This window comes from Neobacillus sedimentimangrovi, assembly GCF_010614825.1.
GTDB lineage: Bacteria > Bacillota > Bacilli > Bacillales > Cytobacillaceae > Neobacillus > Neobacillus thermocopriae.
Genome location: NZ_JAAFZF010000047.1, coordinates 1 through 20,551 on the forward strand (window position 1 = coordinate 1; position 20,551 = coordinate 20,551).

Annotated in this window: 15 protein-coding genes, 4 tRNA genes and 2 pseudogenes; 20 read left to right on the forward strand and 1 reads right to left on the reverse strand. The window is 37.5% G+C overall.

What is annotated here, in order from left to right:
- Positions 1 to 188: 188 nt before the first annotated feature.
- Positions 189 to 770 (reverse strand): annotated as a pseudogene (locus tag GZA11_RS13385) (ISL3 family transposase); the annotation flags it as partial.
- A gap of 369 nt (positions 771 to 1,139) precedes the next feature.
- Here GZA11_RS13385 and rpsR point away from each other — a divergent pair.
- From rpsR to GZA11_RS13485, 20 genes and pseudogenes are all read left to right on the forward strand, one after another.
- Positions 1,140 to 1,355 (forward strand): annotated as a pseudogene (gene rpsR, locus GZA11_RS13390) (30S ribosomal protein S18); the annotation flags it as partial.
- A 133-nt stretch (positions 1,356 to 1,488) separates the two neighbouring features.
- The gene (locus GZA11_RS13395) at positions 1,489 to 2,433 is read left to right on the forward strand and encodes a YybS family protein (protein WP_231315277.1); all 945 of its coding nucleotides are present in this window, start codon (positions 1,489 to 1,491) and stop codon (positions 2,431 to 2,433) included.
- 26 nt (positions 2,434 to 2,459) lie between these two features.
- Positions 2,460 to 4,433: a DHH family phosphoesterase gene (locus GZA11_RS13400; RefSeq protein ID WP_038538103.1), complete on the forward strand. Its 1,974-nt coding sequence runs from the start codon at positions 2,460 to 2,462 to the stop codon at positions 4,431 to 4,433.
- Positions 4,430 to 4,879 carry a 50S ribosomal protein L9 gene (rplI, locus tag GZA11_RS13405; protein ID WP_038538100.1) on the forward strand — a complete coding sequence of 150 codons (450 nt, stop codon included), beginning with the start codon at positions 4,430 to 4,432 and terminating at the stop codon, positions 4,877 to 4,879. The genes GZA11_RS13400 and rplI overlap by 4 nt, the downstream gene beginning before the upstream one ends.
- A 177-nt stretch (positions 4,880 to 5,056) precedes the next feature.
- Positions 5,057 to 6,409: a replicative DNA helicase gene (gene dnaB / locus GZA11_RS13410; protein WP_038538098.1), complete on the forward strand. Its 1,353-nt coding sequence runs from the start codon at positions 5,057 to 5,059 to the stop codon at positions 6,407 to 6,409.
- Positions 6,410 to 6,820: 411 nt separating this feature from the next.
- Positions 6,821 to 8,113 (forward strand): adenylosuccinate synthase, encoded by a 1,293-nt coding sequence (locus GZA11_RS13415; RefSeq protein ID WP_163184193.1) that lies wholly within the window; start codon positions 6,821 to 6,823, stop codon positions 8,111 to 8,113.
- A 341-nt stretch (positions 8,114 to 8,454) separates the two neighbouring features.
- Positions 8,455 to 8,530 (forward strand) — tRNA-Lys (locus tag GZA11_RS13420).
- Positions 8,531 to 8,542: 12 nt separating this feature from the next.
- A tRNA-Glu gene (locus GZA11_RS13425) sits at positions 8,543 to 8,614 on the forward strand.
- A 65-nt stretch (positions 8,615 to 8,679) separates the two neighbouring features.
- A tRNA-Asp gene (locus tag GZA11_RS13430) sits at positions 8,680 to 8,756 on the forward strand.
- A 43-nt stretch (positions 8,757 to 8,799) separates the two neighbouring features.
- Positions 8,800 to 8,872, forward strand: a tRNA-Phe gene (locus tag GZA11_RS13435).
- A gap of 323 nt (positions 8,873 to 9,195) precedes the next feature.
- Positions 9,196 to 10,647 (forward strand): M23 family metallopeptidase, encoded by a 1,452-nt coding sequence (locus tag GZA11_RS13440; protein WP_163184194.1) that lies wholly within the window; start codon positions 9,196 to 9,198, stop codon positions 10,645 to 10,647.
- 817 nt (positions 10,648 to 11,464) lie between these two features.
- On the forward strand, positions 11,465 to 12,175 hold the full coding sequence (gene yycF / locus GZA11_RS13445; protein ID WP_038538086.1) for a response regulator YycF: 711 nt from the start codon (positions 11,465 to 11,467) through the stop codon (positions 12,173 to 12,175).
- Positions 12,176 to 12,181: 6 nt separating this feature from the next.
- The gene (gene walK, locus GZA11_RS13450; RefSeq protein ID WP_038538083.1) at positions 12,182 to 14,011 is read left to right on the forward strand and encodes a cell wall metabolism sensor histidine kinase WalK; all 1,830 of its coding nucleotides are present in this window, start codon (positions 12,182 to 12,184) and stop codon (positions 14,009 to 14,011) included.
- Complete coding sequence (locus GZA11_RS13455) at positions 14,008 to 15,330, forward strand: YycH family regulatory protein (RefSeq protein ID WP_038538080.1); 1,323 nt, start codon at positions 14,008 to 14,010, stop codon at positions 15,328 to 15,330. The genes walK and GZA11_RS13455 overlap by 4 nt, the downstream gene beginning before the upstream one ends.
- The gene (locus GZA11_RS13460) at positions 15,317 to 16,114 is read left to right on the forward strand and encodes a two-component system regulatory protein YycI (RefSeq protein ID WP_163184195.1); all 798 of its coding nucleotides are present in this window, start codon (positions 15,317 to 15,319) and stop codon (positions 16,112 to 16,114) included. The genes GZA11_RS13455 and GZA11_RS13460 overlap by 14 nt, the downstream gene beginning before the upstream one ends.
- 7 nt (positions 16,115 to 16,121) lie before the next feature.
- Positions 16,122 to 16,916, forward strand: a complete 795-nt coding sequence (locus tag GZA11_RS13465) for an MBL fold metallo-hydrolase (protein ID WP_038538074.1) — start codon at positions 16,122 to 16,124, stop codon at positions 16,914 to 16,916.
- Between the two features lie 321 nt (positions 16,917 to 17,237).
- On the forward strand, positions 17,238 to 18,470 hold the full coding sequence (locus GZA11_RS13470) for a S1C family serine protease (RefSeq protein ID WP_163184196.1): 1,233 nt from the start codon (positions 17,238 to 17,240) through the stop codon (positions 18,468 to 18,470).
- A gap of 162 nt (positions 18,471 to 18,632) precedes the next feature.
- Complete coding sequence (locus GZA11_RS13475) at positions 18,633 to 18,791, forward strand: CxxH/CxxC protein (RefSeq protein WP_081905109.1); 159 nt, start codon at positions 18,633 to 18,635, stop codon at positions 18,789 to 18,791.
- Positions 18,792 to 18,892: 101 nt separating this feature from the next.
- Positions 18,893 to 19,372 carry a 23S rRNA (pseudouridine(1915)-N(3))-methyltransferase RlmH gene (gene rlmH, locus GZA11_RS13480; RefSeq protein ID WP_163184197.1) on the forward strand — a complete coding sequence of 160 codons (480 nt, stop codon included), beginning with the start codon at positions 18,893 to 18,895 and terminating at the stop codon, positions 19,370 to 19,372.
- 142 nt (positions 19,373 to 19,514) lie between these two features.
- Entirely contained in the window at positions 19,515 to 20,063 is a 549-nt protein-coding gene (locus GZA11_RS13485; protein WP_038538059.1) for a flavodoxin family protein, read from the forward strand.
- Positions 20,064 to 20,551: the final 488 nt, after the last annotated feature.

The following is a 20,551-nucleotide window of genomic DNA, read 5'->3' on the forward strand; positions in this document are numbered from 1 at the left end:
GTCTCTTCACCAAATTCTGTGGTTTTCACTCAATTCCAGAAATAAGTTAGCGAGATTGGTGCTCAATCTAGAATAGCTCCTTCGTCAGCTTACAGACCATCAAGTTGGTAGAATGGAAGCTGTCAAGTGCTTTCCTTGACGGCTTCCATTCTACCAACTACACTGATGAAAGCTGATGAAGGACAAGGTCAAGCAGCCTGATTTTTATAATATTTTCCTGTACATTCCAAAAATACACGTAGCCGAAATCTTTCCAGATTTCTGAAACCATAAGCACGTCTTTTGATGTTCTTGATCTTATGGTTTGTGCCTTCAATTCGCCCATTTGTAAATGGTGTAAGGAAGTATTGTAAAACCTGTGCTTTCCACTTTGTTAAGGTCTTGGCTACTTGATGAAATGAAGGAAATGGGCTGCTCCATGCGAGTTGGATCCATTCTTCCAAGAGTGAATCAGCTGTATCAAGGTTTGGTGCTTGATAAACTTCCCTAAATAGTTCTTTTAGGAAATAAGCATATGACAACTCAAGGTGCTCTTCAAGCATCTCGTCTAATTGTTGTTTTTCATTAATCGTAAGCTTTTCAGAACCTTTTAAGAGCTTAAACCGCCCTTTTTTCAGGCCAGGAATCTTCTTTCTTACTTGATCAAGTGCTTGGGTAACCTTTTGCACTACATGATATTTATCAATGACGATACAAGCCTCTGGGAATATTGATTTAACAGCTTTATGAAAGGGATCCCACATATCCAAAGCTGGTACTTTTGCATGTTTCCCAAATACAGTTTCAGCTTCAGCTGCAATAACAGATTCTACAGCTTATGTAGTTGGTCAAGATATTAATGCTCAAGGTGACTATGATTATGCAGCAGTAGGTATAAATGGATCAGGACTTTTCAATTCATCACATACAATAATTAGTACAGTGAAGTTACTTAAATTAACGAGTAAAAATGCAATTGTCCGAGTTTCTTTTAAATATTTACACTAAAGGTGGTAATGACATGAAAAATCAACAACATATGTTTCACCATTAACTGAATGGGCACCCATAATTATTACTTCTGTTAGTATAATAATCATTATTGCTGTTATAGCTTTTGGAGTTACACTTTATAAACGAAATAAAAAAAGTAAAAATGACGTGTAAAACGTCGTAAAGTATGTTACTTTACAGCTAACGGTAATACTCATATCGATTACAAAGATGTGGATTTACTAAAAAAATTCATCTCTGAGCGCGGTAAAATTTTACCACGTCGTGTAACAGGTACTAACACGAAATACCAACGTATTTTACCTATTGCTATTAAATGTACTCGTCAAATGGCATTACTACCATTTGTTGCAGGTGAATAATAAGCAGGATTAGATGAAAAGTGAAAAGGCAGTCGGGTGTTCCCGATTGCCTTTTTTACTTGTAATTGTTTGAATTTCAAATTTTATCTATACTAAAATAAAAAATAGGATACCTTACTATAGAGGTGAAGATGTGAAAAATGTTCGTAAGCTGACAGAGGGTGCAATGCTGTTAGCGGTTTTTACCGTTCTATTATTATTAACCATTTACATACCAGTTGCCGGGGTGGTCGTCAATTTATTTCTCGCCATACCGTTTATTCTGTTTGCTACCAAAAATGAGGGAAAATCGACCATAGTATTTTTGATTGCATCTATCCTCCTTTCTACCATTGTTGGTTCCTTGATCTCCATTCCTTTGGTACTAATTTACGGGATCACGGGGGCTGTTATTGGCTATTTAATTAGAAAAGGAAAAGATAGAAACATTATATTTATCGTAAGTACCCTTGTTGTATTGGTTAACATCATTGGGGGCTATGCTGTAAGTGTCGCTTTTTTTAACATAAATTTCATAAATGATATGATTCATATTATGAGGGAATCTTTGAATTCTTCCGCAGAAATGTTAAAAAATTTCGGTCAAGAAAAAGAAGCGACCAAATTGATCAAGCAATTTAACGAAGTATTAGATCTTGTTCATACTTTGGTCCCAACCATATTTGTTGCTATAGCACTTTTCATTGCCTTATTGATTCAATTGGTCTCCTTCCCAATTATAAAAAGATTTGGGGTAAAGGTAGAAAAATCCAAATCTTTCAAGGATATATGCCTGCCAAAAAGTACACTTTGGTACCTTCTTATTACCTTGTTGGCTAGTATGATAGTAACCCCTGATAAAGGAACCTTTCTTTTTACGGTTTTATTAAATCTTACCTATTTACTGCTATTATTAATGATTTTTCAAGGATATACATTTTTGTTTTATTATTTTGATCATATAGGGATATCAAAGTCTATTGCTATTGTGTTAGCAATTGTCTCTTTCATGATACCAGTATTTCTTTATATAATAGGGATATTAGGTATAATTGATTTAGGTTTTGATTTACGAAAACAGAATGTAAAAAAAGAGTAATAACTATTGTTTTAGGAGATGAAATAATGCCTGCCTATTTAGAAAAGCGGTCTATCCGTTATCCCTTTTACGGGTTAATTTTCCTTACGATTGTACTGCTCATCGTTCTGTCATACTATAATTGGATTATAAGCCTAGCAGGTCTATTATTAATAGTTCTCCCTGTCTATTACATGGTTACCATTGATAATCAACAAAGGAAGGAAATGGAGGAATATATTTCCACTCTTTCTTATCGGATAAAAAAGGTTGGCGAGGAAGCCCTGCTTGAAATGCCAATTGGAATTATGTTAATCAATGACGAGTATGATATCGAGTGGACCAATCCATATCTTGCCTCTTTTTTTGATGAGGATACATTGGTAGGAAAAACTTTGTATGATGTAGCGGATAGTTTGATTCCGTTAATCAAGCAGGAAGTAGAAACGGAAATTATTACCCTTCATGACCGGAAATTTCGCGTCATACATAAACCGGAAGAAAGATTATTATACTTTTTTGATGTAACTGAACAAGCAGAAATTGAAAAAATGTATCAGAATGAACGGACCGTAATCGCCATTATCTTTTTAGATAATTATGACGACCTCACACAGGGCATGGATGACCAAATGCGAGGCAGCGTTAATAACCTTGTCACATCTATTCTTAATAAGTGGGCTCATGAAAATGGAATTTTCCTAAAACGGATTTCTTCTGAACGATTTATTGCTGTTTTTAACGAAGAAATTCTGTATAGTCTCGAAAAAGGAAAGTTTACGATACTTGATGAAGTAAGGGAAATGACCGCCAAGCATAATGTTTCCTTTACCCTTAGTATAGGGGTCGGGACTGGAGTTTCCTCCTTGCCTGAGTTAGGTTTAATGGCTCAATCTAGTCTTGATTTAGCACTTGGAAGAGGTGGAGACCAAGTAGCCATTAAGCTCCCTAACGGTAAAGTAAAATTTTATGGTGGAAAAACAAATCCAGTGGAAAAAAGAACAAGGGTTAGAGCAAGGGTTATTTCACATGCACTAAGAGATTTAATTATTGCCAGTGATAAAGTCATTATTATGGGGCATAAAAACCCTGATATGGACTCTATCGGTGCAAGTATTGGTATTTATAAAGTAGCAGAGCTGAATCAAAAAGATGCTCATATTGTGGTAAATATGAACGAAATAGATAACTCTGTGAAACGACTGATGGATGAAATTCGTCATCAAGAAAAACTGATCTCAAGATTTATAAGTCCTGAGGAAGCATTAGAAATTTCTACGGAGAAAACATTGTTAGTGGTTGTAGATACCCATAAACCTTCATTGGTGATGGATGAAAGATTACTAATGAAAATTGATAATAAAGTCGTTATTGATCACCATCGCCGTGGAGAAGACTTTATTTCAAATCCTCTGCTTGTGTATATGGAGCCTTATGCCTCCTCTACTTCGGAGCTTGTTACTGAATTTCTTGAATACCAGCCAAAACGGGGTAAAATTGAAGTGATAGAAGCTACCGCTCTTCTAGCAGGAATTATTGTTGACACGAAGAGTTTTACCCTAAGAACAGGTTCACGGACATTTGATGCTGCTTCTTATTTACGAGCTCATGGGGCAGATACTATACTAGTTCAAAAGTTTTTGAAGGAAGATGTAAATACATTTATTAAACGTGGTAAATTGATTGAATCTGTCTACTTTTATCGTGAAGGAATAGCCATAGCCACAGGTCGTGACGATGAAGTGAATGATCAAGTGATCATAGCTCAAGCAGCAGATATTTTGTTAACCATGGATGGAGTTCTTGCTTCATTTGTTATTGCAAAAAGAGGTGAAGATGTAGTTGGCATTAGTGCACGCTCCTTGGGTAATGTTAATGTACAAGTGATTATGGAATCCTTGGAAGGCGGGGGCCACTTGACAAACGCGGCGACTCAACTGAACGGTCTAACCATTGAGGAAGCTGAAATGAGATTAAAACAAGCCATTGATGATTATTTAGAAGGGAGTAAAAAGGAATGAAAGTAATTTTTCTTAAAGATGTAAAAGGGAAAGGTAAAAAAGGTGAAATAAAAAATGTAGCCGATGGCTATGCTCAAAATTTTTTATTTAAGCAGGGTTTAGCGGTTGAAGCAACAAATGCTAACCTCAGCACGTTAGAAGCTCAAAAGAAAAAACAAGAGAAGCTGGCGGCAGAAGAACTTGCAGAGGCAAAAAAACTGAAAGAAAAATTGGATAACCTTACGGTGGAGATTTCTGCTAAAGCAGGAGAAGGCGGCAGACTATTTGGATCCATTACAACTAAGCAAATTGCTGAGGAACTGCAAAAGAAGCACGGTATAAAAATTGATAAGCGTAAAATGGAATTGGAAGATGCCATTCGTGCGCTTGGCCACACGAAGGTTCCGGTAAAGCTACATCAAGATGTAACAGCTACATTAACCGTCCATGTTAAAGAAACAAAATAAATACAATTAAAGAGATCTGGAAAATAAATACCAGTTCGAAATTTATAATTACATGATAAAATAGAAAAAGTAATAGATGGAATGTGATCGGTCTAACTGGTCACATTTTTCTTTGTAAGATATGATAATTTTATATGAATATAAATCATCCTCTATCTATTAGGAGGTTTTGATAAGATGAGCGATTTATTTGCCGACCGCATGCCTCCGCAAAATATTGAGGCTGAACAAGCGGTATTGGGAGCTATTTTTCTGGAGCCCTCTTCCCTTACATTAGCATCGGAAATCCTGATCCCAGAGGATTTCTATCGTGCTGCCCACCAAAAAATCTTTCATGTAATGCTCAAACTTAGTGATCAAGGGAAAGCTGTTGACCTTGTTACTGTTGCTGAGGAACTGGCAGCTACTAAACTACTTGAGGATACAGGTGGGATTGTTTATTTAAATGAATTGGCAGGTTCTGTTCCAACAGCTGCCAATATTGAATATTATGCTAGAATCGTAGAAGAAAAATCGCTACTTAGAAGATTAATCCGTACCGCAACGAATATTGCTTCGGATGGTTATACCCGAGAAGATGAAGTTGAAACTCTTTTGGCGGAAGCCGAAAAAAGTATTCTGGAAGTAGCACAGCGAAAAAATGCTGGTGCCTTTCATAATATTAAAGATGTTCTCGTCAGAACGTATGACAATATAGAATTTTTGCATAATCGGGTCGGTGATATTACAGGAATTCCTACAGGTTTTACCGAACTGGACCGAATGACTGCCGGTTTTCAGCGGAATGACTTAATTATTGTAGGTGCCCGCCCTTCTGTTGGTAAAACAGCGTTTGCGTTAAATATTGCTCAAAATGTAGCCATTAAGGCTGGCGAAAATGTTGCGATTTTCAGTCTCGAAATGGGTGCCGAACAGCTTGTTATGCGTATGTTATGTGCGGAAGGAAATATTGATGCCCAAAGGCTTCGTACAGGAACTCTAACTGATGAAGATTGGGGAAAGTTGACGATGGCTATGGGCAGTTTAGCAAATGCGGGGATTTTTATTGATGATACACCTGGTGTCCGTATTAACGATATCCGTTCAAAATGCCGTCGCTTAAAGCAGGAACATGGATTGGGTATGGTTTTAATTGACTATCTTCAACTGATTTTAGGAAGCGGCAGGCCTGGTGAAAACCGTCAGCAGGAAGTTTCGGAAATTTCTCGTGCGTTGAAGCAGCTAGCACGTGAATTGGAGGTCCCTGTTATCGCTCTTTCTCAGCTATCTCGTGGAGTTGAGCAGCGTCAGGATAAACGACCGATGATGTCGGATATTCGTGAATCTGGAAGTATTGAGCAGGATGCGGATATCGTTGCCTTTTTATATCGTGATGACTATTATGATAAGGAATCGGAGAATAAAAATATAATTGAAATCATAATTGCCAAACAGCGTAATGGCCCGGTAGGTACTGTACAACTAGCATTTGTAAAAGAATATAATAAATTTGTTAACTTGGAAACTCGTTATGAGGCCCCTGGTGCTTAAAAGAAAAAAGTAAGGAGTCTGTCATGGATAATGACGGACTCCTTTTTTTGTAAGATTAGTAAGCAACTTTTTGACTTTGAGAATGGTCTAAAGAAAGCATCTGACGGCGGCACGGCTTTACTTTCCGCCCTAAGATCAATCTACATCGAATCACGTCAGTCTCTTCGTGTTTTTTGGAGTGAACGATTTAGCTATATAAGTATTGCATGACCAAAAGTGATTGCTTTAGTTTATACATGGTTGACTAAGGAATTTGCGGATTTATAAATAGAGTCAGAGATTTATACGAACATATTTTAATATAGTTATATAAAATGTTCGTGTTTTATTGACTTCTTTGCAGGAGAATTGATAAACTTATGTAAGGAATAAATGAAATTATTGTCTGTTACATTATCGGAGGTGCCTTTCATGTCATCAGTAGTGGTTGTTGGTACACAATGGGGAGACGAAGGAAAAGGAAAAATTACGGATTTCCTTTCTGAAAACGCAGAGGTTATTGCCCGCTATCAAGGTGGTAATAATGCTGGTCATACTATTAAATTCAACGGAGAAACGTATAAATTACATTTAATTCCTTCAGGGATATTTTATAAGGAAAAGATTTGTGTTATTGGGAATGGAATGGTTGTTGACCCGAAGGCACTTATCAAGGAACTTAACTATTTACATGAAAAAGGAATTACAACAGATAATCTTCGCATCAGTAATCGAGCACATGTAATTCTTCCATATCATTTAAAATTAGATGAAGTCGAAGAAGAGCGAAAAGGCGCAAACAAAATTGGAACAACGAAAAAAGGAATTGGTCCTGCCTACATGGATAAGGCTGCCCGTGTCGGTATTCGAATTGCTGATTTGCTTGATCGCGAATTGTTTGAAGAAAAGCTTGTCCGTAATTTAGAGGAAAAAAATCGTTTATTTGAGCGGATTTATGAAACGGAAGGGTTTAAGGTAGAAGATATTTTGGACGAATACTATGAATATGGTCAGCAGATTAAACAATATGTATGCGACACATCAGTTGTATTAAATGATGCACTTGATGAAGGACGACGTGTACTTTTTGAAGGGGCACAAGGTGTTATGCTTGATATTGACCAAGGTACTTATCCTTTTGTCACGTCTTCCAATCCTGTTGCAGGTGGTGTGACCATTGGTTCTGGAGTTGGTCCGACTAAAATCAATCATGTAGTAGGGGTATGTAAAGCTTATACAACCCGTGTCGGTGATGGTCCATTCCCAACTGAACTACATGATGAAATTGGTGATCAAATTCGTGAAGTAGGCCGCGAGTATGGTACAACAACAGGTCGTCCTCGTCGAGTTGGCTGGTTCGACAGTGTGGTTGTCCGCCATGCCCGTCGTGTTAGTGGTTTAACGGATCTATCACTTAACTCCATTGATGTGTTAACTGGCATTGAGACATTAAAAATTTGTACAGCTTATCGTTATAATGGAGAGATTATTACCGAATATCCAGCTAATCTTAAAGTATTAGCACAATGTGAGCCTATCTATGAGGAGATGCCTGGCTGGACAGAAGACATTACTGGTTGTAAATCATTAGATGAACTTCCAGTGAATGCGCGTCATTATGTAGAGCGTATTTCTCAATTAACAGGGATCCCACTATCAATCTTCTCTGTCGGTCCAGACCGTAACCAAACAAACGTTGTCCGCAATCCTTGGAGACAGATTTAAAATAGCCTATAATAAGAATGAGGGGCTCCTCTTCTAAAAGAAGAGCCCCTTGTTCCTTTTCAAGGACAAAATTAAAGGAGTGGTTTTATCATTAGAATTAGGATGAAAAAGGTTATTTGTACAAAAAAGTATAGGTGTCTTATGAGAAAAAAATTTTTTAAAACAATTCATTTAGATTGAATTGTAAAAGAGCCTTCTAAAGAGATTTTTTTCTCTTTGTTATATGGATATTAACGATTATCTAACAAAAAAACTACTAAATAAAAAAATTTTTAAAAAAGTGTTGCCAACGAGAAACTATCATGATATTATAAAAAACGTCGCAACGATAAGGCGTAAATGAGCCATTAGCTCAGTTGGTAGAGCATCTGACTTTTAATCAGAGGGTCGAAGGTTCGAGTCCTTCATGGCTCACCATTTTTCTTGATTGGCCCCTTGGTCAAGTGGTTAAGACACCGCCCTTTCACGGCGGTAACACGGGTTCGAATCCCGTAGGGGTCATCGGCGAATGGCGGTCAGCAAAAGACAGGCAAGACCGGTCTACTTGTTGACTGCCATATAAATACGGTTTGGTAGTTCAGTTGGTTAGAATGCCTGCCTGTCACGCAGGAGGTCGCGGGTTCGAGTCCCGTCCAGACCGCCATTTTTCTTACATAGTACTTAAATTAGAAAAAATATATAAATATGGCTCAGTAGCTCAGTCGGTAGAGCAAAGGACTGAAAATCCTTGTGTCGGCGGTTCGATTCCGTCCTGAGCCATCCCTAAAGAAGCTTGTATAAAACAAGCTTCTTTTTTTATAAGATTTTTGGATAGTAGATTTTTTTGAGAATTGCCTAGCGCTGTTATGAATATTTTATGGGTATTTTTAACTGTTTTTTAAAGATAAAACAGGTAAATGTAACTAATGTGTTTCAAAAAACGTAGGAACATGTCAGTAATAATACACTTTTATTACATTATAAAGACTATGAATCTTTTTATATCAAACTATGTTACATTATAAAAGGCTAAAATTCCGGTCAAACCCTTATTAATTGGATCATGAAATGAAAAAAGGTTTACCGTGGCTTAGGAGGAAAATATGTTTTTCTTGCATAGGGAAACAAAAGCAAAGAAATATTTCTGGCTTAAAACAATGGTCGCTTCAGCAGTGCTTGCTTCAGTTATTACTTTTACCAATGGGTCAACTGCTTTAGCTGACTCGGCTGACGAATCAACAATTTACCATGTCTACCTTAATGGTACATATATTGGTAAAGTTACAGATAAAAAAGTGATTGAACAAACGATTACTGAAGGAGTAAATACAAGTAATCATTCGAATGAATTTTTGAATAGTAAACTTGGACAGCAAATAGAGTATATCCCTGAACAAGTTTTTGGTTTATCTGTAAATAACAATGAAACCATACAAACTTTAAAAGATAGTTTTCAAATTCAAGTGGAGGCTGCCGCTATATTGGTTGATGGTGAGCCTATAGTATATTTGGAAAACAAAGATCATGCAGAAGAAGCCATTAGGAATCTTAAACTTCAATATGTATCTGAGGATCAGTTGAAGGAGTATGAGGAGCGCAGTGGCTTTGACAAAAATACAATGCCTCCATTGGGCGAAAATGAAACTCGCATTTTAGACATTCGTTTATCGAAAGAAGTTTCAATTGATACAAGAACTGTTGAACCGGAAAAAATTATGTCTCCACAAGATGCGGTTACCTTTTTACAAAAAGGTGCGTTGGAGGAGATTAAATATGTGGTTCAAGAGGGAGATGTTCTTGAATCTATTGCTCAAAAGCATGGTTTGAAAATGGAGCAATTACTAGCATTAAATCCGGGAGTAACAGAAACAACCTCTATGCAAATTGGACAAGAATTGAATGTTACTGTACCAAACCCTTTTGTCGACGTAATTGTGGAAAAAGAATCAAACTTGATTGAGGAAGTACCATATACACAAGAAATTATAGAGGATTCATCCCTTCCCAAGGGACAGACGATAACCCAGCAGGAAGGTCAAAATGGTTCACGATCTGTTACCTATTTAATTTTTGAGCAGAACGGGGTAACTGTTAAGAAAGAGGTTACGTATGAAAAAATTCTCCAGCAGCCTATAAAAAACATAGTTAAAAAAGGAACAAAAGTCATTTCTTCTCAGGGAGAAGGAAGCTTTGCCTGGCCGGCAGTCGGCGGCTACATTTCCAGTAAAATGGGGCAACGTTGGGGAAGATTGCATAAAGGAATCGATATTGCAAGACCAAGCGATCGAACGATTAAAGCGGCAGATAATGGTGTGGTAGTTTCTGCAGGCTGGAGCGGAGGCTATGGAAATAAAATTATTATTGATCATAAAAATGGCTTCCGTACACTATACGCTCATTTGTCATCTATTGATGTAAGTGTTGGTCAAACAGTTTCAAAAGGATCCTCAATTGGAATTATGGGATCAACAGGGAATTCAACAGGAACCCACCTTCATTTTGAAGTTTATAAAAACGGTCGTCTGGTCGATCCGCTAAACTACGTCAACCGATAATGGTCTCTAGTAGAAACTAGAGACTTTTTCTTATGAAAAAGAAAATTTATGTTCAATTTGGATGATATAGCCCACAGCGGAGAGACGCCTTCGCTCTTCTTTTTTATGGTTGGTCATTCCTCGTGTTTTCTATATCTCAGTTGAAGGCCACCACAAGGAAGACTCCGGGAGCATAAACATCGCACGACCGAAAGCGATAGCTTTTGGGAGGAGGCTTTACACCGCTGAGCAGGGTGCTTCCGCTTTTCTATTAAGATAAGAAAGTGTATTTAGGACTTAGAGAATTGTCTAGCTCCAGCGCCCTAGCGGCTAGTGTCCTTCGGTCTCCGCCCTACGATAAGTCAACATCGAGTCGCTTTGAGCTCTTCGTGTTTCCTATATCTCAGTTGGAGAGCTCCACAAGGAAGGCTCCGGCAGCATCCACATCGCACGACCGAAAGCGATAGCTTTTGGGAGGAGGTCATACGCCGCTGGGCAGGGTGCTTTTGCTTTTCTATATAAGATAAGAATGTGTATTTAGGACTTAGAGAATTGTCTAGCTTCAGCACCCTAGCGGCTAGAATCCTTCGGTCTCCGCCCTACGATAAGTCAACATCGAATCGAATACGCTCTTCGTGTTTCCTATATCTCAGTTGGAGACCTCCAGGCTTTACGCCGCTGAGCAGGGTGCTTTTGCTTTTCTATTTGACATAGACGATTGAAAAAGACAAATACTAGTAGATGAATTTATGATGTAACAATGGTAAAGTAAAATAGAATACGTGTGAGATTCAATCACTTTTCATAAAATAGATTTATTAAAAAAGGAGCAATGGTTATGGATAAGAAAATTCTCGTTATTGATGATGAAAAACCAATTGCGGATATTTTACAATTCAACCTGAAAAAAGAAGGTTATGATGTATATTGTGCTTATGACGGAAACGAAGCTCTCCGTTTAGTAGAGGAAGTACAACCTGATTTAATTCTATTAGATATTATGTTGCCGCAAAGAGACGGGATGGAAGTCTGCCGTGAAGTCCGTAAAAAATATGACATGCCTATTATCATGCTGACAGCAAAAGATTCGGAAATTGATAAAGTGCTTGGGCTGGAGCTTGGGGCAGATGATTATGTGACTAAGCCATTTAGTACAAGGGAATTAATTGCCCGTGTAAAAGCGAACTTACGCAGGCATCAGCAAATTACTACGCAACCAGAAGCAGAAAATGAGACAAACGAAATTGTCGTTGGCTCTCTTGTGATACATCCGGATGCATATGTCGTATCCAAGCGTGGAGAGACTATTGAATTGACGCATCGTGAATTTGAATTACTGTACTATTTGGCGAAACATATTGGCCAGGTAATGACAAGAGAGCATTTGCTTCAAACCGTTTGGGGGTATGACTATTACGGTGATGTCCGTACTGTAGACGTAACAGTTAGACGCCTTCGTGAAAAAATTGAAGACAATCCAAGCCATCCAGCATGGATTGTAACACGTCGTGGTGTCGGTTATTATCTGCGGAATCCTGAACAGGAGTAATGACTGGTGAAAAAAGTTGGTTTCTTTAGCTCGATACATGTAAAGTTTGTCATCATCTATGTTCTCCTTATACTTGTGGCCATGCAAATTATCGGTGTTTATTTTGTCCGACAGCTGGAGGAAACGTTAAGGACCAATTTTCAAACATCTATAAAAGAACGAGTGAATTTGCTTGCCTATAATATAAGAGAGGAAATGGAAAAGCAAAGAACACAAGATGATCCCACACTTGAAGAAGATATTAGAAAAATTCTTAGGGATTTTGATGATGCTGGGGATATATCTGAAGTTATGGTCATTGAAAGCAGATCTCTCAAAATACTGGGAACTTCTCATCCTGGAAATCAAGGAGTAGTTGGTCAGAAAACAACTGAGCTCCGGATTAAGCAATCAATGGTATTAGAAGAGGATTTAAGTGCCATTGAAATGGAGCCCCATGGAAGAAATCGGATTTGGGTCCTTTCTACCCCGATAAAATCTGGAAAAAAAGTGATAGGGGCTATTTATTTAGAGGCAAAGATTGAAACGGTGTTTGAACAGATGAAAACCATAAATGGAATTTTTGCCACTGGAACAGCCATTGCCTTATCCATTACGGCTCTTCTTGGCATTTTACTTGCCCAGACTATTACCAGACCGATTGCTGATATGAAAAAACAAGCGATGGCCATGGCGAAAGGAAATTTTTCTCGTAAAGTTAAAGTGTATGGAAATGATGAAATCGGAACATTGGCAATCACCTTTAATAATTTAACCAGAAAGCTTCAAGAAGCGCAGGCAATGACAGAAGGAGAAAGAAGGAAACTTTCCTCTGTTCTCTCTTATATGACTGATGGTGTTATTGCTACTGATCGAAAAGGGCGAGTCATTTTGATTAATGAACAGGCAGCAGAAATGCTGAATGTTTCACGTGAAACAGTCCTGTCCCAGCCGATTGTGTCTTTATTAGATTTAGATGATACGAATACCTTTGAAGACTTGTTGGAAGAAAAGGATTCTTTAATTTTGGATTATAGTACGAAAACGAAAAACTATATTCTTCGGGCCAATTTTTCCGTCATTCAAAAGGAAACAGGGTTTGTGAATGGTTTAATCTGTGTCCTTCATGATATTACAGAGCAGGAGAAAATTGATGCCGAAAGAAGAGAGTTTGTGGCCAATGTTTCTCATGAACTTAGGACTCCATTAACAACGATGAGAAGCTATCTAGAAGCATTAGCGGACGGGGCTTGGCGAGATGAGGAGCTTGCTCCAAACTTTTTGGAAGTAACAAGGACAGAAACGGAACGTATGATTCGACTTGTTAATGATTTGCTCACCCTATCAAAAATGGATAGTACCGATTATCAGATGAAAATGGAATGGGTGAACTTTATCAAATTCTTCCATCGAATTATTGACCGGTTTGAGATGACAAAGGAACAAAATGTCACCTTTAAACGAAATCTTCCTGATCAAGCTATGTTTGTAGAAATCGATGAAGACAAATTGACGCAGGTTTTATACAATATTATTTCCAATGCTCTAAAGTATTCTCCAGAAGGCGGTCAGGTCACCTTTTCTGTTGAAGAACGAGGAAAATGGATGGTTGTCAGTGTATCGGACCAAGGAATGGGGATACCTAAAAAAAGTATTGGGAAAATATTTGATCGATTTTATCGCGTAGATAAAGCAAGAACTCGAAAAATGGGTGGTACGGGATTAGGACTTGCTATTGCGAAAGAAATTGTGGATGCTCATGGAGGAAACATCTGGGCGGAAAGTGAGGAAGGAAAAGGAACGACGATTTCTTTTTCTTTGCCATATGAGCGAGCTGAAGAGGATGAATGGTCATGAGATATGAAAATATTAAATCCGTTATCTTAACAATATTAGTATTGGTCAGTATTTTATTAACATGGAATCTATGGACCTATCAGCCTAATTACGATACGATTGAAAACCGTCCGTTTGTCGAATCAGTTACGTTAAGTGATGCAAAAGAAATTGATAAAATTATCCGCCCTGACCGTATTTTATACCATATGAAAAACGAGCATTACGGCACGAATAATACACAGAAACTTGATGCCGTCATCAAGGAATTAACGAAATGGACATTTTTTGATGTGAAAAATTATACGGAGAAGGTAGAAAATATTGACGACCTCATTCATTTAACTGGAAATGCTGAAATCATATTTCCAGGTGAAGTTCCTATTGAATTATATCGAAGGGTACTGAATATTGAGGGGAAAAAAGTTCCTTCCTTCAATTTTAATCGAATTATTATTAGTGTAGATAATTCAGGAGGAGAGAATGGGATTGTCTACTTTGTTTCTACAGAAAATCAGGAAGTCTATATCAGCCATATATCACCCGCTAATTTAAGCGAGTTTAACCGTGATTTTTATAAGAAAGCGTACCAGTTGCCCCGTTATTTTGCCTATAAACTTTCTGAGGAAACAACATTATTTCTACCAGAAAGTGAAACGGAGATGCTGATCTATAAGTTTTTGCCTGTTACTCTGAATTCAGAGGAATTTAAGGAGGCACTTTTTAGAGATCCAAGCTTTGTTCAAAAAAACACAACTGGCCAAATAGAAGAATTTACGAATGATTCTAGTAAAATGACTGTAGACAGTGATAGCAACATTCTTTCCTATGTCAACCCAACCGCTGATGATGATTATGTAGAGGATTCCTATGAATTAGTCAAGCGGAGTATTGATTTTGTCAATGAACATGGTGGGTGGACAGACTCTTATCGCTATGTATATAAAAATGAATATAGTGCAATTACCACATTTCGACTCTATACCGATGATGGATACCCTGTTTTTCATGACCACGGGCTTTCGGAAATTACTGAAGTATGGGGTCGAAATGAAATTAGTCAATATAAACGACCCAATATTGCGCTTGAGCTTCCATTAACCACGGAAATGCAAACGGTAAAACGTCCTTCAGGGCACAAGGCTTTGGAATTTCTTAAGAATCAACGTAACTTTAAATCCGAGCTTTTAGAAGATATGGTTTTAGGCTACCGGATGGATAGGGATTCTAAGGATAATCGATTAATCGTTTTGGAGCCTGCCTGGTTTTATCGTTATGATGGCACTTGGAGACAAATTACGATGGAAGACCTAGGAGGTCTTAAACATGGATTGGAGTAAAATAAAAACAATATTTATTATTACTTTTCTTATTTTAGATGTATACCTCCTCTTTCAACTCATGAAAATCCGGGATGCCAATAAATACGAGATTATGACACCAACTTCTATTGAGGAAAAATTGAAGAATGATGAAATTAAATTTAAGGAGCTTCCAAAGACGGATATTAAAGCACAATACTTTAGTGCAAAACCCAAAATTTTTAATAAAGAAGACTTGACCAAGTTAAAAGGACAAGTAGTCAAGATTAATGAATCAGGTACATCCATTATTTCCGAATTGGAAAAACCCATACAGTTAGGTGAAAAATTTGAGCCGTCTGAGCTTGCTTCTTTTGTAAAGGAAAATATCCTTTATGGCGATCAATATCAATTTGGGGAAAGAAACGAAAAAAAGAACACGATAATTTATTATCAGCAATACGAGAATGTTCCTTTATATAAAAATATTAACGGAATGATTGTATTTTATTATAATTCCCAAAATCAGATCGTTTCTTATCAACAAACCTATTTGGAGGAATTTGAAAAGCTGACGGAAAAGGAAGCTGTTCTTCCACCTTTAAAAGCAATGGAAACCTTACATCAAAAAGGTGAGCTACAGCCTAAAAGTGAGATTACAAAAGTGGAACTTGGGTATTCTACCAGGATTCAGTTGGCTGCATCGCAAGTATTGGCACCAACGTGGCGTATTGTGGTTAATGATGAAAAAAGCCTATTTGTTAATGCATTTGAGGGCAAGATCATTGATTTTAATAGTGATGAAAATATAAATGTGGAGTGAATAATGTATGTCTTTACGTTATAGCATTCTGGCAAGTGGGAGTACGGGAAACGCTCTGTATGTTGAGTCTGACGAACACTCCTTCCTTGTGGATGCAGGTCTAAGCGGCAAACAAATGGAGCAGCTTTTTCAGCAAATAGATCGGGATATCAGCAAGCTTTCTGCTATATTTGTCACTCATGAGCATAGTGATCATATTAAAGGAATCGGTGTCTTGGCCCGAAAATATAAATTGCCTGTTTATGCAAATGAAAAAACATGGAAAGCGATGGAGAGCTCAGTAGGCGTAATACCGACTGAACAGAAATTTGTTTTTAATATGGAGACCGTTCAAAGCTTTGGCTCCGTAGATATTGAATCTTTTGGTGTCTCCCATGATGCGGCTGAACCAATGTTTTATATTTTCCATCATTCCGGAAAAAAGCTTGTTCAAATTACGGACACCGGTTATGTAAGTGACCGAATGAAAGGCATTATTTCCAATGCAGATGTTTATATTTTTGAATCCAATCATGATGTCCATATGCTACGGATGGGAAGATATCCTTGGAGTATTAAACGACGTATTCTTAGCGATGTTGGACATGTTTCAAATGAAGATGCTGCACTGGCAATGAGTGATGTGATTGGGGACAGGACACAACGAATTTATCTTGCCCATTTAAGTCTTGATAATAATATGAAAGACTTAGCGAGAATGTCGGTAACTCAAACATTAAAATCCCGTGGGATTATTGTTGGCGAGCAATTTGAGTTATATGATACGGATCCAAAGATCCCAACTATTTTAACAGCAGTTTAGTAGAAACAGGGGCTGTCTAAAAAGTCCATTTAAGAGAAAAATGAACCCAAATTAAAAACCCAAGAATGTTGATTTAACAGCATTCTTGGGTTTTGCTTTTATAAAGATTTCGGCTGAAATACCACTTTCCGGACAGCCCCTTTTTTTGTTATAAACAGATGAAGGTAGAACATGTCAAATTATTAAAAATATATGAACAATCTCGTAAGTTTTATGTAAAAAAATGCAATTTTTAAGTATTTTGCTTAGGAATGAGTATAATTGTAGGTATAAGGCCAAACTAAAAATTAGTCATTGTTTCAAAAGAGAGGAATGATACAAATGGGGTATTATGATGATCATTCACCTAATCGCTATGAGGAGAAAAAAGGGAAAAAGGGAGGCTATCTAATTGCCAGTTTAGTTGGAGCCATTCTTGGTGCTTTGCTTGTTATTCTATCAATACCGGCCCTTTCTAAAATAGGTGTGATTCCATATCATGTGGAACCGGATCAATCAGAAATAGAATCAAATACAAATACAAACCAGACAGGTGTTATAAAGCAGGTAGCCTATGATGTAAAAACAGATACAACGACTGCCATTGATAAGGCAGCCGATGCTGTTGTCGGTATTAATAATATCCAATCATCTAGGTTTTGGTTTGATAATAATACAAATTCAGAAGAGGCTGCTGGTACAGGTTCAGGAGTTGTTTATAAAAAAGAAGGAAATGAAGCGTTTGTTGTTACCAATGCTCATGTAGTTGAAGGAGCTACTAGATTGGAAGTAAGCCTCTCAGATGGTACCAAGATTCCCGCCGAGCTACTAGGCAGTGATATTTGGACAGACTTGGCTGTACTGAAAATAGATGCAAGTAAAATTAAAAAGGTTGCTGAATTCGGTGATTCAGACACATTAAACATGGGTGAACCAGTGATTGCTATAGGAAATCCACTAGGACCAACATTCTCAGGTTCCGTCACTCAAGGAATTATATCTGGACTTGAGCGGGCAATTCCTGTAGACATTAATCAGGATGGGGTTGTCGACTGGCAGGCGGAAGTCCTACAAACAGATGCGGCCATTAATCCTGGGAACAGTGGTGGTGCATTGATTAACATGGCTGGTCAGGTTGTTGGAATTAACTCCATGAAAATTGCTCAGAATGCAGTGGAAGGTATCGGTTTATCCATTCCAATTAATTCAGCAAAGCCCATTATTAGTGACCTTGAAAAGTTTGGAACGGTTAAGAGACCTTATATGGGAATCGATTTAAAATCTGTAGATGAAATACCAGCTTATTATCAGAAAGAAGCATTAAAACTTCCAGATGACGTTACTTATGGGGTTGCTATTCGTCAAGTAGTTCCAGGTTCACCAGCAGCAGCAGCTGGATTGCAGGAGCTGGATGTAATTGTTGAATTGGACGGTAATAAAATAAATGATGTGATTGAGCTTCGTAAGCATTTGTATCAGAAGAAAAAAATTGGAGAAAGCATGGAAGTTAAATTTTACCGAGATGGGAAGCTCCAAAAAACGACTATCAAATTGGCTAGTGATCAAACAGAATAATGTGATTGGCGGGGAAAGTGATTTACTCACTTTCCTTTTTTTTCTTATGGTATGATAATTAGGTTCAGTTAAGTGTATGACCTATTAATGAGTCGTTAAAAATATGAAGCGAATATAACAGATTAAGTAGAAAAGAGTTTGGTTGTTTGGAGGGATGGAAAAATGATTTATTGTTGTGAGGAACATGTAGGAGAAGCATTGGATACCATTGTGGAAGAATATGAAACCTTTCCAGTTTTAAATAAATTGGATGTGGATAATTTATTCACAAGCTGTGAATATTGCCAAAACAGGGCTATATATATTGTGGCGAACAAGTGATTTCATACAATATGTGGACAAAAAATGTGAATATGTGGATAACTATTGTGGATATGTTGTTTGTAAGCTGTTTGTAACAAAAAAATAAAGGGTTGTGGATTGTGAATATCTCTATTATTACCGTTGGAAAATTAAAAGAAAAATATTTAAAGCAGGGTATTGAGGAGTATTTAAAACGGCTTTCTGCTTATGCCAAAGTCGAAATTGTGGAAGTGGCAGATGAAAAGGCTCCGGAGGAACTATCTGATCTAGAAATGAAACAGGTCAAACAAAAAGAAGGCGAAAGAATTTTAGCGAAGATCAGCCCTGATTCGCATGTTATTGCTCTTGCGATTCAGGGGAAAATGCAATCATCTGAAGAACTGGCAGAGACATTGGATAAATTGGCCACCTACGGAAAAAGTAAAATTACTTTTGTCATTGGCGGATCATTAGGGTTAAGTGATGAAGTAATAAAAAGATCAAACGAGCAGCTATCTTTTTCGAAAATGACTTTCCCTCATCAATTAATGAGACTCATCTTGGTTGAGCAAATTTATCGGGCTTTTCGAATCAATCGAAATGAACCGTACCATAAGTAAATGAGGTTTTCTGGGAATCAAAAGGAAAGGACCTAATCATAAATAGAGGATTTTTCAATTTACTCCACTTGGAAAGATACCAATGGAATTTTTTAGGAGAAAATAGTAAATTCTCAATTTAAAGGAAAAGAGGAAATGAAAAATGTCAATAGCAGTTATATATGGGGGAACCCGTCCTAATGGAAATTCGGAGAAACTGACAGAACTAGTAATTCAAGATATAGCTACAGAAAAAATTTATTTAAGAGATTTTAATATTCAACCCATTATAGACATGCGTCACTCAAAAGATGGTTTTCAGGAAAGAAATGATGATTATAATTCAATCATTGATCGTATACTCCCACATGATATTTTAATATTCTCTACTCCAATTTATTGGTATAGCATGTCAGGAACAATGAAAAACTTTATTGATCGATGGTCACAAACTTTAAGGGACCCGAAATATCCTGATTTCAAGAGTAAGATGGCTTCAAAAAAAGCGTTTGTTATTGCTGTTGGAGGAGATGATCCTTACATTAAAGGACTGCCTTTGATTCAGCAATTTCAATACATTTTTGATTTTATGGGAATTGAATTTGCCGGATATATTCTTGGAAATGGAAACAAACCTGAAGAAGTACTACAAGACAAAGTAGCACTTTTCGCAGCTACTCAAATGCGAAATAAATTAATTGAAAACATCTGAAATTAACCATCAAAATGGGTTTAAAATGGGATAATGGAAAGGTTAAAACTTATAATTACATAAAAAAAGCTAAATTTGCTTATATGAACAAAGACTTGGACTACCAAGTCTTTGTTTATGTGCGCCCGGCATGGGTGTAATCTATAGGGTGAAAGTCCCGAGCTGCGAAGGCAGAAGTAGCAGTTAGCTTAACGCAAGGGTGTCCGTGGTGACGCGGAATCTGAAGGAAGCGAGCGGCAAACTTCCGGTCTGAGGAACACGAACTTCATATGAGGCTAGGTATCACTGGGTGAGTTTGCATGACAAAACAAAGCCCTTTCTGCCGAAGGTGATACAGAGTAAATGAAGCAGATGGATGGAAGGAAAGATTACACTCTTACCCGGGGAGGTCTGGCTGGCACGCCAAGTAACCTTGGTAACCTATCTAGTGATAGATAGCTGAGCAGTCAGAAGTCAGCAGAAGTCATAGTACTCTTTCAAGCTCGAGA